This is a genomic window from Nonomuraea sp. NPDC049684, from assembly GCF_044465345.1.
GTDB lineage: Bacteria > Actinomycetota > Actinomycetes > Streptosporangiales > Streptosporangiaceae > Nonomuraea.
Map to the genome: position 1 here is coordinate 1 of NZ_JBITLO010000024.1, position 13813 is coordinate 13813.

12 protein-coding genes are annotated in these 13813 nt (G+C 72.8%); all 12 read right to left on the bottom strand.

All coding sequences use genetic code 11. The annotated features are described in order from the left end of the window. Positions 1–300: 300 nt before the first annotated feature. The 12 genes from ACIBST_RS45555 to ACIBST_RS45610 all read right to left on the bottom strand — a co-directional run bounded on the left by ACIBST_RS45555 (position 301) and on the right by ACIBST_RS45610 (position 13752). The gene (locus tag ACIBST_RS45555; RefSeq protein WP_397179708.1) at positions 301–1254 is read right to left on the bottom strand and encodes an electron transfer flavoprotein subunit alpha/FixB family protein; all 954 of its coding nucleotides are present in this window, start codon (positions 1252–1254) and stop codon (positions 301–303) included. 19 nt (positions 1255–1273) lie between these two features. Beyond that, a complete protein-coding gene (locus ACIBST_RS45560; RefSeq protein ID WP_352329623.1) occupies positions 1274–2053 on the bottom strand; it encodes an electron transfer flavoprotein subunit beta/FixA family protein in 780 nt (259 codons plus the stop codon). Between the two features lie 253 nt (positions 2054–2306). Next, positions 2307–3527: a serine/threonine-protein kinase gene (locus ACIBST_RS45565; RefSeq protein ID WP_397179709.1), complete on the bottom strand. Its 1221-nt coding sequence runs from the start codon at positions 3525–3527 to the stop codon at positions 2307–2309. A 35-nt stretch (positions 3528–3562) separates the two neighbouring features. Further along, positions 3563–5332, bottom strand: coding sequence for a serine/threonine-protein kinase (locus ACIBST_RS45570; RefSeq protein ID WP_397179710.1), 1770 nt, complete (start codon positions 5330–5332; stop codon positions 3563–3565). A gap of 16 nt (positions 5333–5348) precedes the next feature. After that, positions 5349–7469: a serine/threonine-protein kinase gene (locus tag ACIBST_RS45575; protein ID WP_397179711.1), complete on the bottom strand. Its 2121-nt coding sequence runs from the start codon at positions 7467–7469 to the stop codon at positions 5349–5351. 126 nt (positions 7470–7595) lie between these two features. Next, on the bottom strand, positions 7596–8108 hold the full coding sequence (locus tag ACIBST_RS45580) for a YbaK/EbsC family protein (protein WP_397179712.1): 513 nt from the start codon (positions 8106–8108) through the stop codon (positions 7596–7598). Positions 8109–8172: 64 nt separating this feature from the next. Beyond that, positions 8173–9729 (bottom strand): flavin monoamine oxidase family protein, encoded by a 1557-nt coding sequence (locus ACIBST_RS45585; RefSeq protein WP_397179713.1) that lies wholly within the window; start codon positions 9727–9729, stop codon positions 8173–8175. Between the two features lie 30 nt (positions 9730–9759). After that, positions 9760–10602, bottom strand: a complete 843-nt coding sequence (locus ACIBST_RS45590; protein WP_397179714.1) for a M55 family metallopeptidase — start codon at positions 10600–10602, stop codon at positions 9760–9762. A gap of 43 nt (positions 10603–10645) precedes the next feature. Beyond that, the gene (locus tag ACIBST_RS45595; RefSeq protein ID WP_352352244.1) at positions 10646–11851 is read right to left on the bottom strand and encodes a DUF6395 domain-containing protein; all 1206 of its coding nucleotides are present in this window, start codon (positions 11849–11851) and stop codon (positions 10646–10648) included. Next, a complete protein-coding gene (locus ACIBST_RS45600; protein WP_397179715.1) occupies positions 11842–12189 on the bottom strand; it encodes a hypothetical protein in 348 nt (115 codons plus the stop codon). The genes ACIBST_RS45595 and ACIBST_RS45600 overlap by 10 nt, the downstream gene beginning before the upstream one ends. A gap of 80 nt (positions 12190–12269) precedes the next feature. Then, positions 12270–13043, bottom strand: coding sequence for an enoyl-CoA hydratase-related protein (locus tag ACIBST_RS45605; RefSeq protein ID WP_358003064.1), 774 nt, complete (start codon positions 13041–13043; stop codon positions 12270–12272). 28 nt (positions 13044–13071) lie between these two features. Next, positions 13072–13752, bottom strand: coding sequence for an endonuclease (locus ACIBST_RS45610; RefSeq protein WP_397179716.1), 681 nt, complete (start codon positions 13750–13752; stop codon positions 13072–13074). Positions 13753–13813: the final 61 nt, after the last annotated feature.

Below are 13813 nucleotides of genomic sequence, written 5' to 3' on the forward strand. Positions count from 1 at the left end.
TCCACGCGGTCCTGCCAGCTCGCCCGCGCCATGTCCCGCGGCGTGCGGTACCCGGCGGCGAACAGCTCGCGCGCCGCCGCCACCGCCACCCCGGCCGAGATGCGCGCGCTGAGCAGCGTGGCCAGCACGAGGAGCTGGTACAGCGGCCGCGGCCCCCCCCCCCCCCCGCCCCCCCCCCCCCCCCCCCCCCCCCCCCCCCCCCCCCCCCGCCCCGCCGGGCCCCGGGCGCGGCCCCCCCCCCCCCCCCCCCCCCCCCCCCCCCCCCCCCTCGGCGCTGTGCGCGCCCGCTGATCCCTGACGCTACTTGCGCTTGCTGATCTCTTCGGTGAGCTGCGGGACGACCTGGTGCAGGTCGCCCACGACCCCGTAGTCGGCGAGCTCGAAGATCGGGGCCTCGGGGTCCTTGTTGATCGCGACGATGGTCTTCGCGGTCTGCATGCCGGCCCGGTGCTGGATGGCGCCGGAGATCCCGGCCGCGATGTAGAGCTGCGGCGAGACCGTCTTGCCCGTCTGGCCCACCTGGAACTGGTGGGGGTACCAGCCGGCGTCCGTGGCGGCGCGCGAGGCGCCGACGGCCGCGCCCAGCGTGTCGGCCAGGCCCTCGATGACGGAGAAGTTCTCGGCGGAGCCCACGCCCCGGCCGCCGGAGACCACGATCGCGGCCTCGGTCAGCTCGGGCCTGGCGCCCTTCTCCTGCTTGACGCGCTCGACGATGCGGGCGGCCTTCGCCGCCTCGCTCAGCGCGACCGACACCTCCTCGACCGCGCCGGCGCCCGCGGCGGCCTGCGGGGCCGTCGAGTTCGGACGCACGGCGACGATCGGGGTGCCCCTGCGCACCTTGGAGTGCACGTTGACGCCGCCACCGAAGATCGACTGGTCGGCCACGAAGCCCTCGGACAGGCCCACGGCGTCGGTGATGACGCCGGAGTCGGTCTTGACGGCCAGGCGACCGGCGACCTCCTTGCCCTCGGCCGTGGCGGCCACGAGCACCGCGGCGGGCGACTTCTCGGCCACGAGCTGGGCCAGCAGCTCGGCCTTGGGCGCCACCACGTGGTCGACGATGTCGGCGGACCCGGCGTTGTAGATCGTCTCGGCGCCGTACTCGGCCAGCCTGGCCTTGGCGGCGTCGCCGAGGCCGGGGCCGGCCCAGACGGCGGCGGGCGTGCCGAGCGAGCGGGCCAGGGTCAGCAGTTCGAGCGTGACCTTCTTGACCTCGCCGTCGACCTGCTCCACCAGAACGAGAATCTCCGACATATCAGTAAAACCCCCGTTCTCAGATGAACTTCTTGGAGGCGAGGAAGTCGGCGGCCTTCGAGCCCCCGTCGCCCTCGTCCTTGACGATCGTGCCGGCGGCGCGCGGCGGCGCGGCGGCGAAGTCGACAACCTCCGACCAGGCGGCGCCCAGGCCGACCTGGGCGGCGTCGATCTCGGCGTCGGCGATGGCCAGCGTCTCGACCGGCTTCTTCTTGGCCGCCATGATGCCCTTGAAGGACGGGTAACGCGGCTCGTTGATCTTCTCGACCACGGACACGACGGCCGGCAGCGAGGCCTGCACCTTGTCGAAGCCGTAGTCGGTGATGCGCTGGACGCTGATCGAGGAGCCCTCGATCTCGACCTTGTTGGCCAGCGTGAGCTGAGCCGTGCCCAGGCGCTCGGCCAGCATCGCGGCCAGCACGCCGGTGCGGGCGTCGGTCGACTCCGAGCCCAGGACGACCAGGTCGAACCCGATCTTCTTGAGCACCTGGGCCATCGCGTACGAGGTGGACAGCGCGTCGGAGCCGTGCAGCGCGTCGTCGCTCAGGTGGACCGCCTTGTCGGCGCCCATCGCCAGGGCCTTGCGGATGGTCTCGGTGGCCTTGCCCGGGCCCATGGTGAGCACGGTGACCTCGCCACCGTGCGCCTCCTTGAGCTTCAGCGCCTCCTCGACCGCGTACTCGTCAAGCTCGTTGACCACGCCGTCGACGGCGTCACGATCGAGCGTGTTGTCATCGGACCGCAGCTTGCGCTCGGTCGCCGTATCGGGGACCTGCTTCACGCAGACGACGATGTTCATGGCCGGTGGCCGACCTCCCGTGTTCGCGTGCGCCCACCGCGTCGCTGCGATAGGCGCCGAATGCAATGCTGACCAGACTGCCAGGTTCCCGACGGGCTCCTGACACGGGGTGGGTCAGAGTCGTGCCCTGGCTCCCGCGGTCATGTTACCCGTGGGTAGCTTACGCGCAAACCAGCGGTTCCCGCGTGAAGCCCCTACCCTTCCCACCATACCGAACTTTATTCGGTACGTTCCGATCGCCCCCGCGGGGAAATCAGGCGGACAACAGGAACACGATGCCCACCACCAGGGCCGTACCCGCGAACAGGGCCAGTGTGAACGTGCTGAACACCGCGGCGAGCCCGAAGCACACCCCCACCGCGCCCGCCACGCTCACCAGGTCGGCCACCATCCGGCTGCGCCGGTAGGGCCCGCGCGAGAGCAGCGCCACCCCGGCGTCGCTCACCACCGCCAGCACGTAGGCGGCCAGCAGGAACAGCGCCACCTCGGGCAGCGGCTCGCGGGCGGCCGCCGCCAGCAGCGACACGAACAGGCCCGAGCCGATCAGCCACCGCCTGCGCACCTTCTCCCGGTGCCGCGCCCTGGACTCCTCGACCGACCCGCGACGGCCGTCGCCCGGCCGCCACTCCCTCGTGCTCATGTCGTCGGCCGGCCGCGGACGCGCCACCGGGGCCGAGGGACGGGGGCCGGCCTGCCGTACGTGCGGGACGGGGGCGACGCCCAGCCGGGCGCAGATCTGCGCGGCCGTGGGCCGCGCGGCGGGGTCGGTGGACAGGCACTCGCGTAACAGCGGCGCCAGCCAGTCCGGCACGCCCTCCAGGTCGGGCGGGTGGTGCACGACCCGGTAGGCCACCGCCGAGGCCGGCCCCTGCCCGTACGGCTGCCGCCCGGTGGCGGCGTAGGCGAGCGTCGCGCCGAAGGAGAACACGTCGGCCTCGACGCCCGCGCCGCCGCCTTCCAAGATCTCCGGAGCCAGGTAGCCGGGCGTGCCGACCACCGCGCCGGACGCGGTGACCGACAGCGAGTCGAGCGCGCTGGCGATGCCGAAGTCGATGACGACCGGGCCGTCCTCGCTCATCATCACGTTGGCCGGCTTGAGGTCGCGGTGGACCACCCCGGACTCGTGCATGGCCAGCAGCGCGTCGGCCAGCCCCGAGGCCAGGGGGCCCAGCTCGGCGACGGGCACGGGCACGGCGCTGAGCGGGCGGCCCTGGACGTAGCGGGTCACCAGGTAGGGTCTGGGGCCCTCCAGCGAGGCGTCGAGCACCTCGGCGACGTGCGGCCCGCCGACCCGGCGCATCGTCTCCACCTCGCGGTCGAGCCTGCCCAGCGCGAGGGCGTCGGCCGCGACGTGCGGATGCAGCACCTTGACCGCGACCGTGCGCCCCTGGACGTCGAGCGCCAGATGGACCTCGCCGAAGCCGCCCGCGCCGAGCCTGGAGAGAAGCTCATAAGGGCCGAGGCGCTCGCTCATACCTCATCTCTCCCCCGTCGGGCCGAGGGGGACACTCACGACCACGGAGTCAGGAAGCCCAACCCCAGCCCGTCGAGCAGACTTTCGATCAGTCCGGTGATCAGCCCGATCGTGCTCTGCCTGGCCTCGCTCGCCAGGTCGTCGATCACGCTCTGCGGGGCCCGCCAGGGCGTCCAGACCGGGTCCTGGCCGAGCGCGAACATCGCCGCGAACAGCGCCGCCGTGCCCACCGCGACGACCGCGACCAGCGCGGCGCCGGGGCTGCGCAGCACGCCGGTGAGCGTACGGGTCACGGCCTTGCGCGGCGCGCCGCCGCCCGGGAGCACGAACAGGCCCCCGGCGAACGCGCCGGCCGCGTAGGCGGCGGCCTGGTTGGTGCCCATGCCGCCGGCCCAGTGCAGCGCCCCCCACACGCACGCGCCGAACAGCAGCGCGAGCGGCACGTGCACCAGCGTCACCAGCGCGGCCTTGACCAGCGCCCACGGCGTGCCGACCAGCGCGAGCAGCGGGTCGGCCGAGCTGCTGCCGCGGATCTGGCGCCGCTTGACCATGTCGCCGAACAGGTATTCGCCCACCCGCAGCACCACCGCGAGCGCGACGGCCACCGCCCCCATGACGACGGGCATCATGACGGTCAGCGCCACCAGCGTGACCAGCAGCAGCAACCCGGTCACCTGGGCGCCGAACAGGTACCTCTTGCGCTCCGCCGGCGGCACGTGGCCGCGCGGCTGGGGCGGCGGCGTGTAGGGGCGCGGCTGCGGCGGCGGCGCCGGGTAGCCGGCCACCCGCTGGTCGGTGCGCGGCACCGGGCGCGCCGAGGTGGGCGCGGGCACGTAGGGCGGCGGCCGCTCCTCCCGCCGCGCGGGCGGCGGAGGGGGCGGGGGCGGCGGCGCGGCCTTGCGGTACTCGACCGGCGGCAGCAGGTCGGAGAACGTGTCCATGGCGCGGGTGCCGCTGCCGATGCGCTTGGTGCCGGTCGGCCCCTCGATCTCGTTGAACGACGTCACCGAAGGGTCGAGCTCCCTGGCCATCCGCAGCAGCTCATGCGCGCCCGGCCGGGCGGCGGGATCGACCCGCAGCGCGCGCGACAGCCAGCCGCGCAGCCACGCGGGCGCCCGGTCGAGCTGGGCCCGCCCCTCCATGATGTTGAAGCAGACCGCCTCGAACGTCCCGGTGCCGAACGGCGGCGCGCCCGTGGCGGCGAAGAACACCGTCGAGGCCAGCGCGTGCACGTCGGCCGCCTGGGTGATGTCGGAGTCGCGGATGATCTCGGGCGCCAGGTAGCCGGGCGTGCCGACGAACATGCCGGTCTGGGTCAGCCGGGTCGCGTTCACCAGGTGGGCGATGCCGAAGTCGATGACCAGCGGCTCGCCGTCGACCAGCATGACGTTGGACGGCTTGAAGTCGCGGTGGATCACGTCGGCCGCGTGGATGGCGACCAGCGCCTGGCACAGCCCCTGGGCCAGCCTGATGACCTGCCGCGCCTCCAGGGCGCCCTCGGTCAGCACGGTCTCCTCCAGCGTGCGCCCCGGGGCGAAGCGGGTCACGACGTAGGGCTGGCCCCCCACCAGCTCGGCGTCGATGACCTCGGCGACGTACGGGCTGCGCACCCGGCGCATGGTCTCGACCTCGCGCGTGAGCCGGTCGCGGGCCTTGAGGTCGGCGGCCACGTGCGGGTGGAGCACCTTGATGGCGACCTCGCGGCCCTCACCGTCGAGACCCAGGTGGACGACCCCCATGCCACCCTCGCCGATCTTCCTGACGATGCGGTAGGGGCCGAGGCGTTCCGGCGCTTGGATGCTCATCGCCACCTTCCTCGGCTCAGCCGCCGCCCTTCAGGCTGCTGAGTTGCTCTGTCACGGGTGTGACGTCCAGTGGACTCCATACACTCCCCCTTGGCGTGTCCCCGAACGTGCCGTAGGCGAGGATCAGCGAGAGGGCGGCGCCCGCCGCCAGGACTCCCGCCATCGCCATGGCCGCTGTCCTAGAGGGTACGAGCGATGAGAGCGTTCTGCGCATCTGCCGCCCCGGGCCCTCGACGCCCGGCCCCGCGCAGAGGGTCCAGAGCGCGACCGCGGCCCCCCAGGCGAGGGCGTTGGCCGAGTTCATCCTGACCACCACGCTGAGCAGCAGCGTCACCGGCAGGCCGAGGATCAGGGCGTACAGGACGAGCGCGACCGTGATGCCCACGGACTTGGCCAGCGCCCGCGGCTGGGCGAGGACCCTGAGCACGTCGAGGGCGGCGGACCCGGCGGGCCTGCGGCCGCTGAGCGCCGGCTGGGCGAGGTCGGCGGCGCGCAGCAGCACGGCGATCGGGATCGCCACCACCGCCACCAGGACGGGGGCCGTCACCGCCGCCACGATCATGAGGATCAGCAGCATGGCGCTCGCCACCCCGTACGCCTTCGAGCGCTGCAACGCCTGCCCAGGACGCCCGCCCGCGTTGTACGGCTCGCGAGCGGCCTGCTGGTCCTGGGGCGGGTACTGCGGCTGCGCCGGGATGTAGGGCGGCGGCTGCACGGGCACCGGGCCGTAGTTCGCCGCCTCCTGGCCGGAGCCGAACCGGCCGTGGTCCACCGGCTGGGCGCCGGACCCGAGCCGGCCGTGGTCCACCGGCTGGGGGCCGGAGCTCAGCCGGCCGAACTCCGCCGAGTCCGGGCGCACCCGCCGGGTGGGCACGTCGGCCTCGTGCGGGTTGACCTGCGGCTGCGGCTGGGAGTGAGGCTGGGGCTGGAGCGGGGGCTGCTGCTGCGGCCAGGGCTGGCTGGGCCCGGCCTCGCGCTGGATCTGGCGCAGCTCCTCCGGCGAGACCCGGCGGGTCGGCCACGGGTCGCCCGCGCCCTGGTCCGGCAGCGCCACGCCCTGCTCGGGCAGCCCGGCACCGGGCAGCCCGGCACTGGGCAACCCGGCACCGGGCAGCCCGGCCGCCTGGTTGGGCAGCAGGGAGACGAAGTGCGGGTCGGCGGGCGGCGCGACCGGCTGCTCCTGGCCGTCGATCAGCCGGCGCGGCGTCATCGGCGGCGTGGAGACGTCGTAGGACGGCTTCTCCCCCACGAACGGCGGCCGCCTGGTCGGGAAGTCGTCGGGCGCGTCGGGCCGGGGGACGGTGGAGATCTCGTCGGGCCCGCCGTGCGGCGGCCTCGGCAGCATGCGGGCCGTCTGCTCGGCCAGGTCGGCGGCCTTGGGCCGCTTGGCCGGGTTGCGCTGGAAGCCCGCCTTGAGCAGCGGCTGCAGCTCGGCCGGGACGCCGCTGATGTCGGCCTTCCCGGCGGTGATGTTGTAGAAGATCATCTCCAGCGTGCCCTTGCCGAAGGGCGGCTGGCCGGTGGCGGCGTAGAGCAGCGTGCCCGCCCAGGCGTGGATGTCGACCTCGGGGCCGGCCTCCTGGCCCTCGATGATCTCGGGCGCGAGGTAGCCGGGGGTGCCGATGAACATGCCGGTCTGGGTCAGCCTGGTCGCGTCGACCGCCTGGGCGATGCCGAAGTCGATCAGGACGGGCTCGCCGTCGAGGATCAGCACGTTGCCCGGCTTGAGGTCGCGGTGGATCACGCCGACGGAGTGGACCACGGCCAGCGCGGAGGCCACCCCGTGGGCGAGCCGGACCAGCGCGGGCAGGTCGAGCGGCCCGTCGTCCTTGACGATCTCGTCGAGAGGACGGCCGGGCACGTAACGCGTGACGATGTACGGACGATGACCGGTTACATCCGCATCGACCACTTCTGCGATGAATTTGCTGCGGACCCGGCGCATGGTCTCGACCTCACGCGAAAGCCGTCGCCTGGCGACCTCGTCACCGGCGACCTCTCCGCGCAGGACCTTGACCGCCACCTGTCGCCCCTGGGGGTCGACAGCGAGGTGGACAACGCCCATCCCGCCTTCACCGAGCCGCCTGAGCAGCCGGTAAGGGCCTAGTCGGTCATCGTTCATGGCATGAAGCACCATATCGGCTTAATCCCCGCCCACGAGATGAACCATGAGGCCACATTCCCACTCGTACAACGTCCGATACGGCCTCATCGGTTTCCCATCCAACGGTCTCGAATTGGCTTCAGTTCGGCCTCGGGGCCTTCAGGTCGTCAGGGACAGGACCTCGGCGCCCTTCAGCCCGGCCAGCGCGGCGCCCGGCACGGCGAGCTTCGACCCGCGCACGCCGCTGCCGATCACCACTCTGGGATGCTCGGCGACGTGCACGTCGACCAGGACGGGCCAGTCGCCGGGCAGCCCGAGCGGGGTGATGCCGCCGTACTCCATGCCGGTGAGCTCGACCGCGTCGGCCATCGGCGCGAAGCTCGCCTTGCGGGCGTCGAGGTGTTTGCGCACCACGCCGTTGACGTCGACGCGCATCGTCGCGAGCACCATGCAGGCGGCGTAACGGGTCTCGCCGCCGCGCTTGGCGGCCACGACCACGCAGTTGGCCGACTCGTCGAGCCGTACGCCGTAGCGCTCGCAGAACGCGGCCGTGTCGGCCAGCTCGGGGTCGATCTCCGCCACCTCGGCGCCCTCGACGCCCGGCACGGCGAACGCCACCGGATCGGCCAGCAGGTCGGCGCGCTCGGTCGCGGGCACCCAGTGCAACGTCATCCTCGTCTCCTCGATCGCTCTTCCTTGACCGACCCTATGCCGGTCTCGGAAGTGGCGTGCGACGTCACGCGGACTGCAGCACCCGCCGGTGCAGCAGGGTGACGGCGCTGCGGGCCGACTCCATGGCGCCTGCCTGCCAGGCGATCAAGTGGGTGAGCCAGTCACCCGCGAAGTAGACCCTTCCGGCGGGGCGTTGCAGAAGAGTGAAGGACGAATCAAAGGACGGCCAGTACATCCAGCCTCCCTGGATGTGCTCCTGGCGGTGCCAGGCGATGGAGACGCTGGACAGCAGGTCCTGGCGGTACTTGTCGCCGTGTATCTTCCTGCCCTGGGTGAGGGCCTTGCGCCTTCTGTCCTCGGGGGTGAGTGAGCCGTACAGCTCGGCGTTCTGCTCGGTGTTGTAGTAGCCGACGATCAGGCCGCGTTCGGAGTGGTAGCCGTGGGAGGGGTACCAGATGTGGGTGATGTCCAGGTCGGTCTCGGTGACGCCGCCGTAGATGCGGTCCTCCAGCTCCCACCAGCGCCTGCCGTACTCCAGGCCGATCTTGCCGGCGGCGACCGGGATGGGGGTGCTCAGTGCGCTGGTGATCTGCGCTCCGAGGTTGTGCGGGATCTTGGCGAGGAGGTGCGGGGGGAGGGTGGCGATGCAGTAGTCGGCCTTGACGCTGCCGCCGTCGTACGTCACCTCGACGCCGTCGTCCAGGGTCGTGATCTTGGTTACCTTGGCGCCGGTTCTGATCCGGTCGGCCCCTACGGCCTCGGTGAGCTTGGTGACGATCGCGTCCATGCCGCCGACCGGCTGGAACATGGGGGTGGCCATGTCGTAGCCGAAGTCGTTGGTGATGGCCCGGCCGGTGGCGGCGGCCAGCACGTCGTGCAGGGTGCCGGGAGGCGGGACGGGGGTGCCGGCGTCGAGCGCCGGGTACTTGGTGAAGCCGCGCCGGGGCGAGCCCTCGTAGTCGAGCTTGGGGCCCAGGTCGCCGAACCGGCGGAGGAACTCCAGCAGGCGCTGCCGGTCGTCGGCGGTGATCGCCTTGTCGAGCGCGCCGATATTTGTGGCCTTGGCCAGCAATTCCGCGACATATCCGTACATGTCGGCTCGGGCGGTGCGGGCCCGCACCGTCCTGCCGTTGGTGTGGACGTACGCCGCGGCGTTGTTGTTGACGAACGTCTCGATCGGGACGCCCAGCTCCCTGCAGTAGTCGAGGGTGACCATCCAGGGGGCGATGCGGCCGGGCCCGGCGTTGAAGTAGACGCCCTCGCCCAGCTTGACGTCCTGGGCCGGGCCGTTCAGCTCGGTCAGGCGGTCGCCGCCGCGCAGCGTCAGGTTCCGCCCGCCGGCCCTGCCCCTGGCTTCGAGCAGGGTGCAGTCGTAGCCGGCCTTGCCCAGCTCGTACGCGGCCGTCAGCCCGGCCACGCCCGCGCCGAGGATCACCACCTTGGCCGCGCCCCTGCCGCGCAGGGAGAAGTCGCCGGGGCGCGGCGCGGCGAACTCCTTGTCCTGCTCGGAGGGGGCGAGCCCGAGCGCGCCCATGGCGGCGTACATGGCGCCCGCGCCGCCCACCGCTCCGATCCCGACGAGCAGCCCCCGCCGGGTCAGCGCCGCGCCTTCCACCGTCACCCGCTCCCTAGGTCAGCAGTTACCGACATCTCAGCCGTACGGCCCGCTGCCGCAGGCCACCTGGCCGCCGATGGTGGCGAAGATCCCGAGCAGCGCCATGATCTGGCGGAAGTCGTCGGTGGTGAACTCGGTGTGCCGGGAGCCGGCCGTCTTCACGCCGGGCACCAGCGCCACCGCCGCCGCGATGGCGGTCGAGTTCCACTCCACCCCCAGCGTGTACGGCGCCTCCACCCGATAAGGCGTGAAGTCGCTCAACCGGGAAAGCCCGCGAGCGGCGGCCTCACGGATCTGCGCCTGGGCGACGCTCGGCGGCAGCAACTCGGCCGAGAACTTGTCGATGCCCTTCTTCACCGCGACCGTCTCGACGTCGCCGAGCAGCTCGCGCGCCTCCTCGCCGACGGCCTCGTCCCCGGTCACCAGCACGACGGGCACGCCGTGGAAGCCCGCGCACGCCGCGACCAGCCGGGTCTCGCCGCACAGCTCGCCGTTGAGGTAGACGTTCTGGATCTCCTTGCCCATCCACGTGTGGTTGAGCACGCCGTGCTGGACGCCCGCCCTGGCGTGGTAGCCCACGAAGCACGCGGCCTGGAACGTGCCGTCGAGCCCCTGAGCCATGCGCTGGGCCTTGCCCGGCCCCCGGATCAGGGTCGCCCTCGGGTCCAGGAGGTCGATCCGCAGGTTCTTGGTGGACCCGTGGGCGTCGTTCACCAGCACCGAACCCGCCCCCGCGGCGAACGCCCCCTCGACGGCGGCGTTGGCGTCGGCGGTCATCAGCTCGCAGCCGCGGTCGTAGCCGCGTTTGCCGGCGTGCATCTCCTCGGGGTCGGTCAGCCCCGTCACGCCCTCCATGTCCACCGACAGGTAAACCTTCACGCAGTCAACTCCTCGCACTTCGCAGGATCCGTCCCGCGGACGGTCACGCGCCCCACGTCTCCACCCGCCGCACCTCGGCCTCGGTCATGAGGCCGACCTGGGAGGTCAGGAAGGCGGCCGCCTCCGCCCGCCACGGCTCGGGGATCTCCTCGATCGCCGGCGGGTAGCAGTGGTCGAGCCAGCTCGTGGACTCCTCGGTGGCCTCGAAGTGGTCGAGTGCCTTGGCGAACAGCGACCGTTCGACGCCGGGGATCCGGGCGAGGCCGTACTCGACCATCTCCTGGCCCCCGAAGGGGGGCGGACGCAGCCACTTGCGGGCCACGGGACGGTCGGCGGTGAGGGGCGTGTCCAGCGGACGGCGCTCGACGGCGGCCTGGATGAGCTCCTTGTACAGGCACTTGCCGCAGGTGCGGCAGGGGCCGTCGGTGCCGCGCAGGCACCAGCGCACCTGGTCCTTGAGCTCGGAGTTCAGGGCCAGCCGCATGGTGACGGCCTCGCTCACCCCGCCGACCGGGAGGACGATGTGCACGCCCGCGGCGGCGAACAACCGGCCCCACGCGCCGTGCGGCGCCCACATGGGGTTGTCGGGCGTGAACCGCAACAAGTAACGGTCACCGCCGAGCCAGCGTGAACCCAGTTCATAGCCGAAGCCCAGGCCGCCGAGGTTCATCCGGTCGGCCAGCAGCAGCGCCCCCGCCGCGACGGCGTGGTGCTCCGGATAGCCCGGACGCGGCTCGGCGAGGGTGAACTCCAGGTCGGAGGTGACGGTGGTCAGCTCGCGGCCGGTCCGCTCGGCCAGCTTGGCCAGCACGTCGGAGCGGTAGTGCGGCCACCGGTTGGGCACCCTCGGATGCGGCACCCGCCGGAAGTGCACGAACGGCGCCGACGGGTGGATGGCCGCCGCGGCCACGGAGTCGGCGCCGCCGCTGTAGGAGAGGGCGAGCCGGTCCCCGGCCCGGCGCGGCTCGGCCCCGACCGGCCCGGCCTCGATGCCCCAGCCGTCGTGCAGGGCCGCGGCCACCTCGGCGGAGACGGCCCGGTCGAAGGTGATCCGCCGCCTGGTCCAGGGCGCCACGATCGTCCAGGCGGCCACGGCGAACAGGTCGGGGTGGGCATCGGCGGGCACGCCGCCGATCGAGCAGGAGTTGGTGGCCAGCTTGACGGGATGCTCGTCGGCCGCCCTGCCGGTGATCTCGTCCTCGGGGTCGAGACGGAAGGTCAGCTCGGTGCCGGACCAGGTCACGCGCACGGCCGGCCCCCCTCGGGGACGCGGGCCCGCAGGTCGTCGATGGCCTGCCAGACGAGCACCTCGTTCTGGAGCACGCCGTCGAGGGCCTGCGCGGTCTCCTGCGCCAGCCGGTACGCGTCGTCGACCCTGGCCTTGTCGATCACCGGCCCGGCCGGCGGACGGGCGTTCCGCAGCCGCTCGACCTCGCCCTGGAGGGTGGCCATCTCCCTGCGCAGGGTCTGGACCTCCCAGAGCGCGTCCCGGATGTCCTGCCGGTGGTCGGCGACGGAGATGTAACGGGAGTCGAACCACGTACGCACGGCTTTACGCAGCCGGGCGGGGACCGGGACGCGCATCATGAAACGCCACCATACTGGCAAACCCGCTTCCCCTCGGACGGCCTACTCCAAAGGGTCGCATTCGTATGGCGGCCGGGCGGTCACCGTCCGGTGAACTTGGCCTTGGCCTTCTCCGCGAAGGCCCGCATGCCGATCCTGGCGTCGTCGGTGGCGAACAGGCCGGAGAAGTGCAGGCGCTCGATCTCCAGGCCGGAGTCGAGGTCGACCTCGGCCCCCTGGTCGACGGCCTGCTTGGCGGCGCGCAGCGCCACGGCCGGGCCGCCGACGAAGGTGGCCGCCCACTCCAGGGCCGCCGTGTAGACCTGCTCGTCCGGCACCACCCGGTCGACCAGCCCGATGGCCAGGGCCTCGGCGGCGGGGACGTGCCGGCCGGTGAAGATCAGATCCTTGGCGCGGGACGGGCCGACGAGCCGGGGCAGACGCTGCGTGCCGCCCGCGCCCGGGATGAGCCCGAGCAGGATCTCCGGCTGGCCGAGCCGGGCCGACTCGCCCGCCACCCTGAAGTCGGCGCACAGGGCCAGCTCGCAGCCGCCGCCCAGCGCGTAGCCGGTGACGGCGGCGATGACCGGCTTGCCGATGCGGGCGACCGTGGTGAAGCACGCCTGGAGCGTGCGGGAGTGGGTGGACATGTCGGCATAGGACATGTCGGCCATCTCCTTGACGTCCACGCCGGCGGCGAAGACCCGCTCGCCGCCGTAGAGGATCACCGCCTGCACCTGGTCGTCGGCATCGACCTGAAGCGCCGCCTCGACGAGCTCCCGCTGCGTCTGAACGTTGAGCGCGTTCATCTTCGGACGGTCAAGACGGATCGTGGCGATCTGGTCGGCCACCTCGACGCTCACAAACTCACCCATGAGCCGAACCTAACAGAGCCCTCCCCGCTCACCCCGCCGCGGCCGACCGCACCTCGTCTGCGGCCTTCTTACTGGTCGACACGCGCACCAGCGCCGCCGACAGGCGGGCGAGCTCGTCGCCGGAGCCGGCCAGGCGGGCCAGCCCGCGTTCCTGGCGCGGCAGCCCGAGCCGGGCCGCGCCGTCCAGGACCCGGCCGTCCAGGTGCGGCGCGACCTGCGGCCACACGCCCTGGACCTCGCGCAGGAAGATGTCGGCGCCGGTCGGGCCGATGCCGGGGAACTGCCGCAGCAGCTCGCCGATGCGCCCGGGGTCGCCCCCGGCCTCGTCGCGCAACCTGCGCAGGTCGCCCTTCCAGCGGTCGAGCAGCAGCTCGGCGCCCCTGCCGAGCATGGTCGAGGTGCGTTCGTCGTAGCGCCGGTAGTGGCCGCGGCCGAGGGCGTCCACGCGGTCCTGCCAGCTCGCCCGCGCCATGTCCCGCGGCGTGCGGTACCCGGCGGCGAACAGCTCGCGCGCCGCCGCCACCGCCACCCCGGACGAGATGCGCGCGCTGAGCAGCGTGGCCAGCACGAGGAGCTGGTACAGCGGCCGCGGCCGGTCGGCGAGCCGGATGCCCGCCTCGGCGGCGAACGTCTGGCCGCACTGTTCGAGCAGGGCGTCCAGCACGCCCTTGTTCTTGTCGGCGTCCTTGTCGGCGTCCTTGTCAGCCATGACGCTCCGCTACCCCCACGGCGGGCGCTCATCCCGGCCCGGCGCGTTTGCCGCCCTGGTC